At 71.8% G+C, this 16,762-nt stretch carries 14 protein-coding genes; 11 read left to right on the top strand and 3 right to left on the bottom strand.

Annotated elements, in window-relative coordinates; genetic code table 11:
* The first annotated feature begins 63 nt into the window (after window positions 1-63).
* The 9 genes from AC07AB_RS00870 (at window position 64) to AC07AB_RS00830 (ending at window position 10,177) form a co-directional block, all read left to right on the top strand.
* Window positions 64-2,337, top strand: a complete 2,274-nt coding sequence (locus AC07AB_RS00870) for a DNA polymerase III subunit gamma and tau (RefSeq protein WP_478557898.1) — start codon at window positions 64-66, stop codon at window positions 2,335-2,337.
* A gap of 243 nt (window positions 2,338-2,580) precedes the next feature.
* On the top strand, window positions 2,581-2,916 hold the full coding sequence (locus AC07AB_RS00865) for a YbaB/EbfC family nucleoid-associated protein (RefSeq protein WP_478557895.1): 336 nt from the start codon (window positions 2,581-2,583) through the stop codon (window positions 2,914-2,916).
* 75 nt (window positions 2,917-2,991) lie between these two features.
* Window positions 2,992-3,591, top strand: coding sequence for a recombination mediator RecR (gene recR / locus AC07AB_RS00860; protein ID WP_478557892.1), 600 nt, complete (start codon window positions 2,992-2,994; stop codon window positions 3,589-3,591).
* Between the two features lie 107 nt (window positions 3,592-3,698).
* Window positions 3,699-4,355 (top strand): DUF5063 domain-containing protein, encoded by a 657-nt coding sequence (locus AC07AB_RS00855; RefSeq protein ID WP_478557889.1) that lies wholly within the window; start codon window positions 3,699-3,701, stop codon window positions 4,353-4,355.
* A 422-nt stretch (window positions 4,356-4,777) separates the two neighbouring features.
* The gene (locus tag AC07AB_RS00850; RefSeq protein ID WP_478557886.1) at window positions 4,778-6,049 is read left to right on the top strand and encodes an aspartate kinase; all 1,272 of its coding nucleotides are present in this window, start codon (window positions 4,778-4,780) and stop codon (window positions 6,047-6,049) included.
* Window positions 6,046-7,116 (top strand): aspartate-semialdehyde dehydrogenase, encoded by a 1,071-nt coding sequence (locus AC07AB_RS00845; protein WP_478557883.1) that lies wholly within the window; start codon window positions 6,046-6,048, stop codon window positions 7,114-7,116. Before AC07AB_RS00850 ends, AC07AB_RS00845 begins: the two co-directional genes overlap by 4 nt.
* Window positions 7,117-7,461: 345 nt before the next feature.
* On the top strand, window positions 7,462-8,037 hold the full coding sequence (locus AC07AB_RS00840) for a SigE family RNA polymerase sigma factor (protein ID WP_363227501.1): 576 nt from the start codon (window positions 7,462-7,464) through the stop codon (window positions 8,035-8,037).
* Window positions 8,034-9,170: an anti-sigma factor gene (locus AC07AB_RS00835; protein WP_478557880.1), complete on the top strand. Its 1,137-nt coding sequence runs from the start codon at window positions 8,034-8,036 to the stop codon at window positions 9,168-9,170. Before AC07AB_RS00840 ends, AC07AB_RS00835 begins: the two co-directional genes overlap by 4 nt.
* A 149-nt stretch (window positions 9,171-9,319) precedes the next feature.
* Window positions 9,320-10,177, top strand: coding sequence for an SURF1 family protein (locus tag AC07AB_RS00830; protein ID WP_478557877.1), 858 nt, complete (start codon window positions 9,320-9,322; stop codon window positions 10,175-10,177).
* Here the strand turns inward: AC07AB_RS00830 and AC07AB_RS00825 are convergent.
* Window positions 10,086-11,963, bottom strand: coding sequence for a S9 family peptidase (locus tag AC07AB_RS00825; protein ID WP_478559666.1), 1,878 nt, complete (start codon window positions 11,961-11,963; stop codon window positions 10,086-10,088). The two genes, AC07AB_RS00830 and AC07AB_RS00825, sit on opposite strands and share 92 nt — an antisense overlap.
* Window positions 11,964-12,072: 109 nt before the next feature.
* Here AC07AB_RS00825 and AC07AB_RS00820 point away from each other — a divergent pair, with 109 nt between their 5' ends.
* Window positions 12,073-12,900 (top strand): class I SAM-dependent methyltransferase, encoded by an 828-nt coding sequence (locus AC07AB_RS00820; protein WP_478557874.1) that lies wholly within the window; start codon window positions 12,073-12,075, stop codon window positions 12,898-12,900.
* Between the two features lie 39 nt (window positions 12,901-12,939).
* Here AC07AB_RS00820 and AC07AB_RS00815 read toward each other — a convergent pair whose 3' ends face one another.
* The gene (locus AC07AB_RS00815; RefSeq protein WP_478557871.1) at window positions 12,940-14,220 is read right to left on the bottom strand and encodes an MFS transporter; all 1,281 of its coding nucleotides are present in this window, start codon (window positions 14,218-14,220) and stop codon (window positions 12,940-12,942) included.
* Between the two features lie 155 nt (window positions 14,221-14,375).
* On the opposite strand from AC07AB_RS00815, the gene AC07AB_RS00810 reads away from it, so the two are divergent.
* The gene (locus AC07AB_RS00810) at window positions 14,376-15,317 is read left to right on the top strand and encodes a LysR family transcriptional regulator (protein WP_478557868.1); all 942 of its coding nucleotides are present in this window, start codon (window positions 14,376-14,378) and stop codon (window positions 15,315-15,317) included.
* Between the two features lie 135 nt (window positions 15,318-15,452).
* Here the strand turns inward: AC07AB_RS00810 and AC07AB_RS00805 are convergent, their stop codons facing one another.
* Complete coding sequence (locus AC07AB_RS00805; RefSeq protein ID WP_478557865.1) at window positions 15,453-16,628, bottom strand: DUF1266 domain-containing protein; 1,176 nt, start codon at window positions 16,626-16,628, stop codon at window positions 15,453-15,455.
* Window positions 16,629-16,762 lie beyond the last annotated feature (134 nt).

The raw sequence follows: 16,762 nt of genomic DNA, 5'->3' as shown, positions 1-16,762 counted from the left end.
TCGTGGAGCCCTCGGTTCTGTGAGCGAGACCACTTGTCAGTGGGGCCCGATATCGTCGTATGCGTGTCGTCCCTCGCGCTCTACCGCCGCTACCGCCCCGAGTCCTTCGCAGAGGTCATCGGACAGGCGCATGTCACCGATCCCCTGCAGCAAGCGCTGCGCAACAACCGGGTCAACCACGCCTACCTGTTCAGCGGGCCGCGCGGCTGTGGCAAGACGACCAGCGCGCGCATCCTGGCCCGCTGTCTGAACTGTGAGCAGGGCCCCACGCCCAACCCCTGCGGCGAGTGCCAGTCCTGCCAGGACCTGGCGCGCAACGGCCGCGGCTCCATCGACGTCATCGAGATCGACGCCGCCTCGCACGGCGGCGTGGACGACGCCCGTGAGCTGCGGGAGAAGGCGTTCTTCGGGCCCGCGTCGAGCCGGTACAAGATCTACATCATCGACGAGGCGCACATGGTCACCTCGGCGGGGTTCAACGCCCTGCTGAAGGTGGTCGAGGAGCCGCCCGAGCACCTGAAGTTCATCTTCGCGACCACCGAGCCCGAGAAGGTCATCGGCACCATCCGGTCGCGTACGCACCACTACCCCTTCCGCCTCGTCCCGCCGGGCACCCTGCGCGACTACCTCGGCGAGGTCTGCGGGCGCGAGGCGATCCCCGTGGAGGAAGGGGTGCTGCCCCTGGTCGTACGGGCCGGGGCGGGGTCCGTGCGTGACTCGATGTCCGTCATGGACCAGCTCCTGGCCGGCGCCGCCGCCGACGGTGTGACATACGCCATGGCCACGGCCCTCCTCGGGTACACCGACGGCAGCCTCCTGGACGCCGTCGTCGAGGCTTTCGCCTCCGGGGACGGTGCCGCCGCCTTCGAGATCGTCGACCGGGTCGTCGAGGGCGGCAACGACCCGCGGCGCTTCGTCGCGGACCTCCTGGAGCGGCTGCGCGACCTGGTGATCCTGGCCGCCGTCCCGGACGCCGCCGAGAAGGGGCTCATAGACGCCCCGGCCGACGTCGTCGAGCGGATGGAGGCCCAGGCATCGGTATTCGGCGGCGCCGAGCTGAGCCGCGCCGCCGATCTGGTCAATACGGGCCTCACGGAGATGCGCGGCGCTACGTCGCCCCGGCTCCAGCTCGAACTCATCTGCGCCCGCGTGCTGCTCCCCGCCGCCTTCGACGACGAGCGCTCCTTCCAGGCCCGCCTGGACAAGCTGGAGCGCGGCGCGATGGCCGGAGCCTTCATGGGGTACGTGCCGGGGCCCGACGCTCACGCCCCCGGCGTCATCGGCGGCCCCGGTGGGGTCTCCGGGCCCGCCGCCGCCCGCGCCGCGGTCGCGGCGGCGGCCCCCGACGCCGGTTCCGTCCCACCGGCCCCCGCCGCCCCGCAGCAGGCCCCACCGCAGCAGGCCGCCGCACCCCAGCAGGCCCCGCACCAAGTGCCGCCGCCCCCGGCTGCCCCGCCCGCGCAGCCCGGTGCCTGGCCCACCGCCGGCGCGGCGGCCCCCGCGCCGCCCGCGCAGCAGTCCGCCCCCGCGCGTCGCCCCGGCGGCTGGCCCTCCGCGGCCGCCCCCGGCCAGGGCGTCCCGCAGGCCGCTCCGGCGCCGGCCGCACCGTCCGCGCCACCTCAGCAGTCCCAGCAGTCCCCGGCCGCGCCTCAGCAGGCTCAGCAGGGGCAGGGCATGGCGCAGGGCGCCGCGCAGGTCCAGCGGATGTGGCCCGAGATCCTGGAAGCGGTCAAGAACCGGCGCCGCTTCACCTGGATTCTGCTCAGCCAGAACGCGCAGATCGCCGGGTTCGACGGCACCACCCTCCAGATCGGCTTCTCCAACGCCGGCGCCCGCGACAGCTTCGCGGGCGGCGGCAGCGAAGAGGTGCTGAAGCAGGCGCTCGCCGACGCACTCAACGTGCAGTGGAAGGTCGACCTGATCGTCGACACCTCGGGCGGTACGAACCCGCCCGGCGGAGGCGGCAGCGCCTTCGGCAACGTCGGCTACGTCAACCCCGGCCACGCCCCGGCCGCCGCGCCCCGCCCGGCCCCGCCCGAGAGCGCCCCGGCCCCCGGCCCGTACAACGGCGGGGGAGACGGCGGCGCCCCCGCGGCGCGCCAAGCCACGCACACGCCCCCGGCCGCCCCTCCGGCCCCGCCCCAGGCCCCGCGGGCCCAGGCCCCCGCGGAGCCTTCGGGCGGCTACCGGGCGCCGGAGCCGCCGCCGCATGTCGCCCTGGAGGACGACATGCCGGAAGAGGACGACCCGGATCTCGTCGACTCCGCGCTGACCGGCCACGACCTGATCGTCCGGGAGCTGGGCGCGACGGTGATCGAGGAGATCCCCAACGAATGACGCGTCCCGGCAGATGACCCGAGGGGCCCGGGAGGCCCTGGGGCCCGAGGGGGCGGCGGAGCGCGGCGCGCCGAAACAGGTACGCCGGGGTACCGCCGACGGGTGGCGCGATCACGTTCCCGACCGGTCACCGGCCGCTTCCCGGCCGTACCCGCGTTCGTGCCCCCAGGGGAGGGCGCGTCGCTCCGGGACCACGTAGGCTCGGGCTACTGAACCGTCGTTGTCGACAACCAGGAGCAACCCGTGATCCCCGGTGGTGGCCAGCCCAACATGCAGCAGCTGCTCCAGCAGGCCCAGCAGATGCAACAGGACCTCGCGACGGCCCAGGAAGAACTGGCGAAGACCCCTGTCGAGGGCACGGCGGGCGGTGGCCTCGTCAAGGCCACGGTCACCGGCTCCGGTGAGCTCCAGGCCCTGGTCATCGACCCCAAGGCCGTGGACCCCGAGGACACCGAGACCCTCGCGGACCTGGTGCTCGCCGCCGTGCGCGACGCCAACGCCACCGCACAGCAGCTCCAGCAGGAGAAGCTCGGCCCGCTGGCCCAGGGCCTCGGCGGCATGCCCGGCCTGCCCTTCTAGCCCCGATCACCGGCAGTGCCGACAGAACCGACTGGCAGCACCGGATAGCAGAACCGGACAAGGAGAAGGCGTCCCGTGTACGAAGGCGTGGTCCAGGACCTCATCGACGAGTTGGGCAGGCTGCCCGGCGTCGGTCCCAAGAGCGCGCAGCGGATCGCCTTCCACATCCTCCAGTCCGAGCCGGCGGACGTCCGCCGGCTCGCGCACGCGCTGACCGAGGTGAAGGCGAAAGTCCGGTTCTGCGGCGTCTGCGGCAATGTCGCGCAGGAGGAGCGGTGCCGGGTCTGTCTGGACCCGCGTCGCGACCTGTCCGTCATCTGCGTCGTCGAGGAGCCGAAGGACGTCGTCGCCATCGAGCGGACGCGTGAGTTCCGCGGCCGGTACCACGTGCTCGGCGGGGCCATCTCCCCCATCGAGGGCGTGGGCCCGGACGATCTGCGGATCCGGGAGCTCCTCGCCCGCCTCGCGGACGGCGTCGTCACCGAGCTGATCCTCGCCACGGACCCCAACCTGGAGGGCGAGGCCACCGCCACGTACCTCGCCCGCATGATCAAGCCCATGGGGCTGAGGGTCACCAGGCTCGCCAGCGGTCTGCCGGTCGGGGGCGACCTGGAGTACGCCGACGAGGTCACCCTCGGCCGCGCCTTCGAGGGAAGGCGGCTGCTGGATGTCTGACACCACGACGGGGTATATGGGTCGGACGGGGTTCGATGCAGGTGCATACCGATCCACCGCCGACGAGGTCATGCCGGAGCGTGCCTTCGAAGGGAGTTGACTTCTCGATGTCTGACGCAACGCTTCACGACGCCAAACGCGATCCTGACGACTTCTCCGTCCAGATCGCCGACTCGATCGAGAGCTTCATCGTCGCGGTCACCGAGGTGGCCAAGGGCGACGAGCCCGACAGCGCGGTTCCCTTCCTGTTGCTGGAGGTCTCGCAGCTCCTCCTGACCGGCGGCAGGCTCGGGGCGCACGAGGACTTCGTCCCGGACGAGCGGTACGAACCGGACGTCGGCCCCGAGCCGGACGTGGACGATCTGCGCGAGCGGTTCGCCGTCCTGCTGGACCCGATAGACATCTACTCGGAGGTCTTCGACCCGTACGTACCGCGCACCGCGCCCGTGGCGTGCCGGGTCTCCGACGACCTCGCGGACATCGTCACCGACCTCCGGCACGGCCTCGCGCACTACCGCGACGGGCGCGTCAGCGAGGCCCTGTGGTGGTGGCAGTTCTCCTACCTCTCCAACTGGGGCCCGACCGCCAGCGCCGCCCTGCGCGCGCTGCAGTCGCTCGTGGCGCACGTACGCCTGGATTCCCCGCTCGACGAGCTCGACGGCCTCGATACGGACGCCTCGGCGGGTGAGGAACAGCTGGCCGAGGAGGCCGGGAAGGTGATGGAGGCGGAGATCGCCGGCCCGCTGGGGCTGCGTTCGGTCTGATACGCCTTTTCGCCGCGGAAGCCGGCACCTCAAGACGAGGTGCCGGCTTCCGCGGCTTGGTCCGTCGTGCCGCGGCGCCCGCCCGGCGTGTCGCCGATGCCCGCCCGGCGTGTCGCCGGCGCCCGCCCGTCGTGTCGCCGGCGCCCGCCCGGCGCGGCCCGGCGCCCGCCTCACCTGCCGCGACGGATGTGAACTTGTGAGCTGGGTTACGTTCTCGTGTGTCCGTGCCGGATGCGGGAAGGGTTCGTCGCGGAGCGGGCTCGACGGTGAGCCTCGCCAGTCCTGATCATCCAGTGAGCGGTTTGTCTCATAGTGTGATATCGGCAGGGCGGATTTCGCCTGCTCGGTAGACTGAGCCGACCGCATCACCCCCTTGCGGGGTCTGGGGTTCACCCCCAGGAGACACAGAGCGAGGAGCGCACGTGGGCCTTGTCGTGCAGAAGTACGGAGGCTCCTCCGTAGCCGATGCCGAGGGCATCAAGCGGGTCGCCAAGCGAATCGTCGAAGCCAAGAAGAACGGCCACCAGGTGGTCGTCGTGGTTTCGGCGATGGGCGACACGACGGACGAGTTGATCGATCTGGCGGGACAGGTTTCCCCTATCCCGGCCGGGCGCGAGTTCGACATGCTGCTGACCGCCGGGGAGCGGATCTCCATGGCCCTGCTGGCGATGGCGATCAAAAACCTCGGTCACGAGGCGCAGTCGTTCACGGGCAGCCAGGCCGGGGTCATCACCGACTCGGTCCACAACAAGGCGCGGATCATCGATGTCACGCCGGGCCGCATCCAGCAGTCCGTCGATGCGGGGAACATCGCGATCGTCGCCGGGTTCCAGGGGGTGTCCCAGGACAAGAAGGACATCACCACCCTGGGCCGCGGCGGGTCCGACACCACCGCCGTGGCGCTGGCCGCCGCGCTCAACGCCGAGGTCTGCGAGATCTACACGGATGTCGACGGCGTCTTCACCGCCGACCCGCGGGTCGTGAAGAAGGCCCAGAAGATCGACTGGATCTCGTTCGAGGACATGCTGGAGCTGGCGAGCTCCGGCTCCAAGGTGCTGCTGCACCGCTGTGTCGAGTACGCACGCCGTTACAACATTCCGATCCACGTCCGTTCGTCCTTCTCGGGGCTCAAGGGCACGTGGGTCAGCAACGAACCGCAAGGGGATCAGCCGATGGAGCAGGCGATCATCTCGGGTGTCGCCCACGACACGTCCGAGGCGAAGGTCACGATCGTCGGGGTACCGGACAAGCCGGGCGAGGCCGCGACGATCTTCCGCGCTATCGCGGACGCCCAGATCAACATCGACATGGTCGTCCAGAACGTCTCCGCGGCGTCCACCGGCCTGACCGACATCTCCTTCACCCTCCCGAAGACCGAGGGCCGCCGGGCGATCGAGGCGCTGGAGCGCACCCGCCCGTCCGTCGGCTTCGACTCGCTGCGCTACGACGACCAGATCGCCAAGATCTCGCTGGTCGGCGCGGGCATGAAGACCAACCCGGGCGTCACCGCGACGTTCTTCGAGGCGCTGTCGAACGCCGGCGTGAACATCGAGCTCATCTCGACATCCGAGATCCGTATCTCGGTCGTCACCCGTGGCGACGACGTGAACGAGGCCGTACGGGCCGTGCACAGCGCCTTCGGCCTGGACTCCGAGTCGGACGAGGCAGTGGTCTACGGGGGCACCGGCCGATGAACTCCGGGCCCTCGGGCCGCAAGCCGAACCTGGCCGTCGTCGGCGCCACCGGGGCCGTCGGTACGGTCATGCTCGGCATCCTGTCCGAGCGGGCGGACGTATGGGGCGAGATCCGTCTCGTCGCGTCCGCCCGCTCGGCCGGGCGGAAGCTGACCGTCCGGGGCGCGGAGACCGAGGTCGTCGCGCTCGACGAAGAGGTCTTCGACGGCATCGACGTCGCGATGTTCGACGTGCCGGACGAGGTGTCCGCGCGGTGGGCCCCGATCGCCGCCGCCAAGGGCGTGGTCGTGGTGGACAACTCCGGCGCCTTCCGGATGGACGCGGATGTGCCGCTGGTCGTCCCCGAGGTCAATCCGCACGCCGCCCGGGTCCGCCCGCGCGGCATCATCTCCAACCCGAACTGCACGACGCTCTCGATGATCGTCGCGATCGGCGCCCTGCACGCCGAGTTCGGGCTGAGCGAACTGATCGTCTCCTCGTACCAGGCCGTGTCCGGCGCGGGCAAGGAAGGCGTCGACACGCTGCGCTCCCAGCTCGCGGCCGTGGCCGGTACGGAGCTGGGCACGGCCCCCGGGGACGTACGGCGCGCGGTGGGCGACACCGGGCCCTTCCCCGCCCCGATGGCGCTCAACGTGGTGCCGTTCGCGGGGTCGCTCCGGGAGGATGGCTGGACCTCCGAGGAGCTGAAGGTCCGCAACGAGTCCCGCAAGATCCTCGGGCTGCCGGAGCTGCCGGTCACCGCCACGTGCGTACGGGTGCCGGTGATCACCACGCACTCGCTGACCGTGCACGCGCGGTTCGAGAAAGAGGTGACGGTCGGCCGGGCCCACGACATACTGCGGAGCGCGCCGGGCGTGGTGCTGTGCGACAACCCGGCCGAGGGCGAGTTCCCCACCCCGGCCGACGCGGTGGGCACGGACCCGACCTGGGTGGGGCGCGTACGGCGGTCGATGGACGACCCGAGGGCGCTGGAGCTCTTCGTGTGCGGCGACAACCTGCGCAAGGGGGCCGCGCTCAATACGGCGCAGATCGCGGAAGTCGTGGCGGCGGAGCTGACCAGTTCGTAATAATGCGAGGGGATCTGTGAAGGCCTTGTGATGAATTTGTGGTCACACACCACTTGAACTGGGCCGACGCGAACTGTTCGACTAAACGCTCCCCCCTTACTGCAACCGGCAGCAGGGCGGGGAGCGTCTTTGTTGCCGCTCCCGATGAGTGGCACGAAAAATGGGGCATTGGGGAAAACTGGTGCGCATTAGGGCATTTAACTCGTCGTCAAAAGCGGTGCCTTACGCGTACAACCCTGAGGGGGGTAAGCGTGTCCAACTTGCGTGGCAGACGTCATCAGCATCGCAACCGCCCCAGGACGCGGCAGCGCTTCAGCGCGCCCGCGTTCTCGTACGTCGGGCGGTATGCCGGTGATCGCGCCCTGGCCTGCCGCCCGCCCTGCTCAGATACCTCCCCAACGCGGGGACACTGACGAGGCGATGGCAGCGGGCACCACAGTCGACCATCTCACCGAGACCTACCGCGCCCACTACAGGTCGCTGCTCGGTCTGGCCGCCCTGCTCCTGGACGACACGGCGTCGTGCGAGGACGTCGTGCAGGAGGCGTTCATCCGCGTGCACTCCGCGCGCAACCGGGTCCGTGATCCGGAGAAGACCCTCGCCTACCTGCGGCAGACCGTCGTCAACCTCTCCCGCTCCGCGCTGCGCCGGCGCATCCTCGGCCTCAAGCTGCTCTCGAAGCCGATGCCCGACATGGCGAGCGCGGAAGAGGGCGCGTACGACCTGCTGGAGCGTGATCAGCTGATCACGGCCATGCGCGGACTGCAGCGCCGCCAGCGCGAGGTACTCGTACTCCGCTACTTCGCCGACATGACCGAGGCGCAAGTGGCTCAGACCCTCGGCATCTCGCTCGGCTCGGTCAAGGCGTACGGCTCGCGGGGCATCGCGGCGCTCCGCGTCGCCATGGAGGCCCCCGCATGAACGATCAGAACCACGGCCCGGAGGATCCGAGGGGTCCGCAAGGGCCCCAGAGCGGTGATCCCGGACCCCTCGACGAGGAGGCGTTGCGCAGCCTGCTGCGCGATGCCGTCGGTGATCTGGAACCCGACCCCGACTCGCTGGAGCACCTACGGCGCGCCGTGCCCGCGCGCCGTACGCGCCGCAGGCAGGCCCTCGTCGGCGCCGCGGCCGCGGTGATCCTCGGAGGTACGGCCGTACCGGCGCTCTTCCACGCCGCCACGACCGGCGACGCCACCGACGACCGGTCCGCCAACACCGCCAGCAGCCAGCGCGCCCATCAGACGGCCCCCGAGGAGCACACCGGCGGCGGCAGTGGCACCGGCGGGGGCGGCGCGGGCCAGGAGAGCTCGTCCGAAGAGGAGCAGAAGGACAGCGGGACGCCGGGCGGGAAGAAGAGCCACGACCAGCCCGACGGACCTTCGGGGGCCTCCGGCACCCCGTCCCCGGACACCACCGACACCATGGCCGCGACCTCGCCGACCTGCGGCCGCGACCAGCTCGGCAAGGGCACCGCGAAGGTCGGCCCGCCCGACAAGGACGGCCGGATCTACGGCAGCTTCCGGGTTGTGAACACCTCCGACCGCTCTTGTACGGTCGACAGCGGGGGAGCCGTCTCGGCGACCGCCCAGGGCGGGACCAAGAGCTCGAACATCTCCGTCGTCGACCACACCACGGGCGACGCGGCCTCGGGCCTGCCCGACCCGGCCACCGCCCCCAGCGACGTGATCCTCAAGCCCGGCCAGGCGTACGCGGTGGAGTTCGCCTGGATCCCGGCCGCGGGCCACGGCTCCGGGGGCTGCTCGACCGGCGGTGGCGGCACGCCGAGCCCCGGCGGCGGTGGCGGCTCGCCCTCCCCGGGGAACAGCACCAGCGCCGGAACCTCGTCCAAGGCGGCCTCCACCGCCTCCACGGAGGTACTCGCGGTCGGCGGGAGCAAGTCCGGCGCCGAGGACCCCGGCACTCCGCAGCCCACGGGCAGCGTGCAGCTCACCCACGTCCCGGATGTCGGCGAGCCCGAGGCGGCCAGTGCGACGATCCCGGGGGCGTGCGCGGGGACGATCTACCGCACGGGAGCCCTCGCGGGCGACTCGTAGCCGCGCCCCGACCGATTCCCTCGTTCCCCCCCCGCCCCCCCGCCCCATCCCCTCCCGTCCTCCCTCGGCACCGCGTTGCCCGCCCCGCCCGCCCGTGACTGGAAGGGGGCGGGAGAGGCCCCGTTGTGGGGGGCCCGTACCGTGGGGGTGTGTATCGGTTCCTGCTGACTCCCCGCTGGTGGGGGATCAACCTCTTCGCCGTACTGGCCATCCCCTTCTGCCTGTTCATGGGCAGTTGGCAGCTCAGCCGCTTCGAAACGCGCGTCGACACGCACCGCGAACAGCAGGTACAGGCCGACGACGCCAAGACCGCGAAGGCCGAGCCGCTGGCCGGCCTGCTCCCCGTCAGCACCGAGACCTCCGGACGGCAGGCCAGCGCCACCGGGCGGTACGACACGGCCCACCAACTGCTCGTACCGGACCGGGAGCTGGACGACCGCACCGGCTTCTACGTGCTCACCCCGCTGCGGACCGACGCCGGCAAGGCCCTGCCCGTCGTACGGGGCTGGCTGCCCGGCGACGCGGACTCCAAGGCCGACGTGGCCAAGGTCCCCGCACCGCCGGCCGGCGAGGTCACCGTCACCGGGGCGCTCCAGTCCTCGGAGGGCCCCAGCACCCGCGGCGTGCACAACGGCACCGGCCTGCCCAAGGGGCAGCTCGGCATGATCAGCGCGGCATCGCTGGTCAATATCGTGCCGTACGGGGTGTACGACGCCTGGATCACCACGGCCCAGGGCGGCGCCGGCCTGACGCCGGTCCCGGCCGCCGCCCCTCCCAACAGCGGCCTCGACCTCAAGGCGTTCCAGAACCTCGGTTACACCGGTGAGTGGTTCGTCTTCGCGGGCTTCGTCGTCTTCATGTGGTTCCGGCTGCTGCGCCGTGAGGCCGAGGCAGAACGGGATCTCGCGCTCGGCATCACCCCTGAGGAGCCGGGGCCGGGCGGTCCTGGGCGGCCGGGCGGCTCAGATGACGCTGAGCGAACTCGATCTCCAGCCGGAGCTGCTTGATCCGCTCCTCGACCACCAGCGAGCCGTGCCCCGCGTCGTAGCGGTACACCTCGTGCGGGTGGTCGCGCCGCTCCAGGCGCCGCACGTAGTTCTCCACCTGGCGGATGGGGCAGCGCGGGTCGTTGACCCCGGCGGAGATGTAGACCGGAGCCCGTACGGCGTCCACATAGGTCAGCGGTGAGGACGCCGCGTAGCGCTCGGGCACCTCGTCGGGGGAGCCGCCCAGCAGCGTGCGGTCCATCGCCTTCAGGGCCTCCATCTCGTCGTGGTAGGCCGTCACATAGTCGGCGACCGGGACCGCGGCGAGACCCACCGCCCACGCCTCGGGCTGGGCGCCGAGTCCGAGGAGCGTCAGATAGCCGCCCCACGAGCCGCCCGCCAGTACCAGCCGCTCGGGGTCGGCGAGGCCGGAGTCCACCGCCCACTCGCGGACCGCCGCGATGTCCTCCAGCTCGATCAGGCCGATGCGGTGCTTGAGCGCGTCCGTCCACTCCCGGCCGTAGCCGGTCGAGCCCCGGTAGTTGACCCGCACCACCGCGAAGCCGTGGTCCACCCAGGCGGCGGGGCCCGACGCGAAGGCGTCGCTGTCGTGCCAGGTCGGACCGCCGTGGATCTCGAAGACGGTGGGGAACGGGCCCTCGCCCGCCGGCCGCTGCACCAGCGCGTGCACCTTGCCGCCCGGGCCGTCCACCCACGCGTCGGTGACCGGCACCGAATCGGGGGCCTTGCTGAGTCCGTCGGGCAGAGCCGGGGGGTCCAGGACGACGCGGCCGCTCGTGGACCGTACGACCGGCGGCTGCGCCGCCGAGGACCACAGGAACTCCACCGTCCCGTCCGGGCGCGCGGTGGCGCCGGAGACCGTGCCGGAGGGGATCTCCACCCGCACGAGCTCGCCGGTGCCGAGCTCGTACCGCCACAGCTCGCTGCGCGCCTGGAAGCTGTGGGAGATCAGCAGCGAGCCCGCGCCGCCATCGGCTTCGCTCGCGGCGGGGGAGTCGGCGTGGGGCTCCGGATACCACTCGGCGCCGATGTCCCCCGGCAGCTCGATGGCCAGCGCGGTCTCCTCGCCCGTCACCGCGTCCCAGATCATCGGCTCCCAGCGGCCGCGCCGCTGGTGCCCGACCAGCATCCGGGTGTCTCCCGGGCGGGGCGCGAACCCCATGACGGTCAGGCCCAGCTCCTCGGTGCCGTTCTCCGTGTCGTCCAGCTCGGAGACGACCGTCCCGTCCAGGCGCGTGACGCGGATCGCCGAGTGCATCGCGTCGCCGTGCTCGGTGTGCTCGACGGCGATCAGGGTGCCGTCGTGGCTCAGATCGCCGACGCCGGCGGACTCCCGGTGCCGGTAGATCTCCACCGGCTCGGCCCCGGGCCGCACCACGTGGATGGAGGAGCCCTCGTCGTCCGTGGAGCGGCCGACCACCGCCGTGCCGTCGCGGCCGAGCGCCAGGCCGCCCGAGTACGAGGGGGCGAGCCCCGGTGCCGCCGGTTCGTCCTCGCGCGAGCCGTCCTCCCACCCGAAGAAGGGCTGGCGCATCCAGACGCCGAACTCGTCGCCGTCGGTGTCCGAGAACCACCAGATCCACTCGCCGTCGGGCGACAGCACCCCGTCCGTCGTGCCGTTCGGCCGGTCGGTGGCCTGGCGCTGGGAGCCCGTGGCCCGGTCCCACGCGTACAGCTCGAAGGTGCCCGTCGCGTTCGACACGAAAAGCGAGCGGTCCGGGGCGTCCTCGGCCCAGTCCGGCAGGCCGACGCGCGGCGCTCGGAATCGCTTCTCCCAGTCGGGCATGGACGACGGCGACGCGGCTGATCCGTTGCTCTGTGTCATGCCCCCATTCTGCGCCGGGGCGGTGACAACCCGCTGGCGAGGGTCCAAGCCTGTGGATAACCTCACCGGCATGCACAGACCCATGGCCCCTGACGACTGGCGTGAGGCGAACCGCGCGATGTGGGATGAGCGTGTGCCCATCCACGTCGGCAGCGAGTACTACGACCTCGACGCCTTCCGCCGAGACCCGGACTCCCTGCGCGGGTTCGAGGTCGAGGAGGTCGGAGATGTGACCGGCCGTACCCTCCTCCACCTCCAGTGCCACATCGGACTCGACACCCTCTCCTGGGCCCGCCGGGGCGCCCGGCAGGTCGTGGGCCTGGACTTCTCCGAGCCCGCCGTCGAGGCCGCCCGCGACCTCGCCACGAGCCTCGGCCTCGGCCCGGACCGCGCCTCCTTCGTGGCCGCCGACGTGTACGACGCCGTCGAGGCCGTGCCGGACACCGCGTACGACATCGTCTATACGGGCGTGGGCGCCCTGTGCTGGCTGCCCGACATCGTCCGCTGGGCCGAGACCGCGGCCGCCCTCGTCGCGCCCGGCGGATTCCTCTACCTCGCCGAGTTCCACCCGATGACCGACGCGTTGGACGACGAGACCGGCACACACGTCACCTACGACTACTTCAGCCGCCAACCCTGGGTCGACGAGAGCCCCGGCACGTACGCGGACCTCGACGCGCCCACGGTCAGCAACCGCAGCGTCGAGTGGCAGCACACGCTGGGCGACGTGGTCTCGGCCCTGGCCGCGGCCGGGCTGCGCGTCGACTTCCTGCACGAACACGACGTCACGCTCTTCCCGCGATTCGGCTCACTGGAGCGCAGAGACGGCTACTACCGCCTGCCCGCGGACCGGCCCCGCGTCCCTCTCATGTACTCGTTGCGCGCTTCTCGTCCCTGAGCGGCTGCCGGGGCGGGGGCCTTCAGGGGGTGGCGGGCGTTATGTGCGGGGTGTTTCCCGTTCGTGTTGCGGTTCGTGGTTGGGGGCCTGGCCGCCCTCCTGGGGGCGGGCGCGCCTCGGCAGTAGCAGTGGGGTTGCCAGGAGCAGGAGGCCCGCGATGGCTATCGCGGTGCGGGGGCCGGCGATGGCGGCCAGCAGGCCCCATAGTCCGGTCATGATCGCGGTCGTGGCCTTGGTCGTGACCGACCACGCGGAGAGCGTACGGGCGATCCGGTCGTTCGCGGTGTGGTCGAGCCGGTAGGCGGCGAAAACCGTGTTGAAGAGGCTCGCGAAGAAGATCAGGCCGAACTCCACGGCCATGACGAGCACGAGGCCCGGGAGGCCGGGGCGGATGAAGGCCAGGCCGAGCGGCCAGCAGGCTCGGAGCGCGCCGGCGGTGCGCATGACCTTGTGCCGGCCGAACCGTGTGACCAGTGTCTGAGCCAGCCGTGAGCCGATCAGGCCGCCTAGGCAGGGCACCGCGAAGGCGAGCCCGTACTGCCAGGGCGCGAACCCTAGGCGGCCGAGCATGAGGACGGCGAGGAGGGGGACAGGCGCCATGATCAGGCTGTTGACCGCGGCCGTGTTGAAGAGCAGCGGGCGCAGCGCCGGGTTGGCGAGGATGTACCGCCATCCGTCGAGTACGGAGCCGGGGCCGCGCCGTCGCGGCGCTTCGGTCCGTACGGGCCGGGGCTCCGAGCCGCCGATCGCGCGGATGCCCGCTGCCGAGAGCAGATAGCTGACGGCGTCGGCGACCACGGTCAGCATCGGGCCGAACACCCCGATCGCGGCCATGCCGAGCGGCGGGCCGAGCACGGTGGCGGTCCAGGTCGTCGCCTCGAACCGGCCGCTCGCGACGATCAGGTCCTTGGGCTGTACCAGGGCTTTGAGGCAGGCGCCCGCGGCTGCCGAGAAGGTGATGCCGGACGCCGCGACGATCACCGACACCACCAGGAGCTGGGAGAAGCCGAGCCACCCGAGCGCGAACGCGACGGGGACGCTCGCCAGCGCCGCGAACCGGATCAGGTCCATCACGACCATCACCGGCCGTTTGCGGCGGAACTCGATCCACGGCCCGAGCGGCACCGCCACCACCGCGCCCACCGCCGTACCGGCGGCCGCCAGGAACGACACCTTCGCCGGCCCGGTGTGCAGCACAAGGATCGCGATCAGGGGGAACGCGTCGAACGCGAGCCAGGTGCCGAAGGCGCTGACCGAGTACGCCGTCCACAGCCACCCGAACTGCCGCCCCAATGACCTCTTGGGCCGGGCCTCTCTCATCTCTTGCGTTTCCCGTGTCTCCCGCATCCCCCACGCCCTCTGAACGAACAGCCCCGCACCGACCGGCACATCAAAGCCAGCGGCGGGTCGGCAGATCAAACAACCGACGCGCCCCTGCGACGACAACCACAGGTTGTCGAGCTAGGGTTTCGAGCGTGGACCTCGATGCCGTGCGCGCTTTCGTAGCCGTCACGGACGCGGGGACGTTCTATGAAGCCTCCGGCAGCCTCTCGATCACCCAGCAGGCCGTCTCCAAACGCATCGCCGCGCTGGAGAAGGGGCTCGGCGTGCGGCTGTTCACCCGCGCCGCGCGCGGCGCGCGGCTGACCGCCGACGGACAGGCGTTCCTGCCCCACGCCCGCGAGCTCCTCCAGGCCGAAGAGCGGGCAGCCGCCTCCGTACGGCCCGGAAGCCGCGCCCTGCGCGTCGACGTGATCGGCCGGCGGCTCGCCCCGGCGGGGCTGATGAGCGGCTTCCACCGCGCGCACCCCGGCACCGAACTCGACCTCGTGACGCTCTTCGACGCCGACGCGGCCGTCGCCGCCGTCCGGTCGGGCACGGTCGACGCCTCCATCCGCGCCGTCACCGTGCCCGCGCGGCAGCTCCCCGACGGCATCGAGGCCGTCCGCGTCCACGACGAGCCCATCCAGCTGCTCACCGGCCCGGGCCACGAGTTCGCCGACGCCCGCGCCGTCACCCCCGCGCAGCTCGCCGGGCACAGGATCTGGATGCCCGGGATCGTCGCCGGTACGGAGTGGGCCGCCTACTACGACGATCTCGCCGCCGCGTTCGGGCTCACCATCGAGGCGACCGGCCCCGGCTTCGGCACCGAACCGCTCCTCGACACGATCGCCGACTCGCCGGTACTGGCGTCCTTCGTCGGCGAGCAGACCCGCCTCGTCTGGCCTCCCGAGGACGACTTGCGGCGCATCGCCGTGCACGGCCCGACGCCGGTCTACCCGCACTCGCTGATCTGGCGCGGCGACAACCCGCACCCCGCGCTCGCCGGGCTCCGCGACCACTTCGCGGCAGCACGGCCCCGGCCGGGCCGCCACGCCGCCGACCCCGGGACCTGGGTGCCGAAATGGGCGCGGTGAACCGACGCGGACGGCACCGCCGACACGGCCTGCCGGGAGCCCGAAAAGCTCGCTGGCGGGCGCCGTAGGCCCGTAGGCGCGGCCGTCGGCGCCCCCCAGCGGCCTACGCCCCCAGCGGCCTACGCCCCCAGCGGCCTACGCCTCCCAGGGAACGGCCCGCCAAGGCCCCGCCGGATCGTCCATGAGAATCCTGTGCGGCTTCAGCACACTCGCGTACCAGGCGCCGAACTCGTCGCCGTCGAACCGCAGCAGCCGGCCGAGCGCGTACCCCGCCGAGAACTCCGCCCACGACGCGTAGTGTTCCCGGCTCAGCGCCCCCGCCCGTACGATCGCCGCCTGCGCGGCATCGGCTCCGCAGAGCCGCGCGCTGAACCCCCAGCGGGCGAAGTTGACCCCGCGCCCGTAGTCGTAGGCGACCGCGCTGGTCACGACGGAGTCGGGCGGCAGCAGCCCGTCGGCTCTGAACCGCGCCTCGTAGGCGAGGATCCGCCCGATGATCCGCTGGATCTCGGCATCGGCGCCCGGCGGCGCCGACAGTTCGTCGAGCGCCTCGGTGCAGGCGCGGCGCCAGTCGTCGTGGGTGGGCTGTACGCGCCAGGCCCGGGTGAGCCGTTGGCGTACCCGAAGGGCGAACTCCGGTTCCGCCGGGCTGTTCTCGGCGGCGAGCAGCGTGTCCATGTTCGCCTGCCAGTCCCGTGCGGTGGACGTTCCCCACAGGTCGCGGAGGAGGTGGCGGTCCTGTTCGTAGTCGTCGTAGACGTCGTCCAGGTCGTTCCACATCACGCCGTTGGTCACGGCGAGCAGCGCCCCGCAGCCGAGCCCGTGCGCCAGCGGGCCGCTCAGGGGGCCGGTGGCTTTGGTGAGCAGCCGCATGGGCCGTTCGTCTTTCGGGATGTCCCGGGTGGCCTTCTTGGAGAGCCGCTTCCAGCGCAGGAGGTCGCGCGGGCGGGCCGTCAGATACATCTCGACGGGTGTGCCCGGGTTGACCAGGAGGGCGAGGCGCGGGTCGGTCCAATTGCGGGCGAGGGTGTCCAGGGTGGTGCGTACGGCGACGATGCCCGCGCGGCGAGGCAGCCGCTCGCCGACCGTGCGGACGATCAGGCAGCCGCTGGAGACGCTGCGCCAGGGCGCGTCGCCCCCGGCATCGACCTGGTCCTTGGCGACGTATCCCACCAGATCGACCCCCGCGAGTACCCGCAGACAGCCCTTGGAATCACCCCGCCCCGCGACCTCCATCAGCTCCCGCTCGACCTCGGTGACCGGCTGCCATGAGCGAGTGACCGTCTTCGCGCGCGCCCTTGAAGTGCTCACCGGCCAACTCTACTGAGGACGGCGAGGAGCGGATCGGCGGGCTGCCGGACCCCTGAATATCGAGGGTCGCCGAGGTGAGCTCAGGAGTTGGCGCGGGTTCGGGAGTTCCTGCGGGCGAGGGAGTTTCGGGGCGG

This window comes from Streptomyces sp. NPDC044033, from assembly GCF_056434425.1.
Note: the sequence above shows the minus strand (reverse complement) of the source record. Positions and strands in the feature narration are given on the sequence as shown.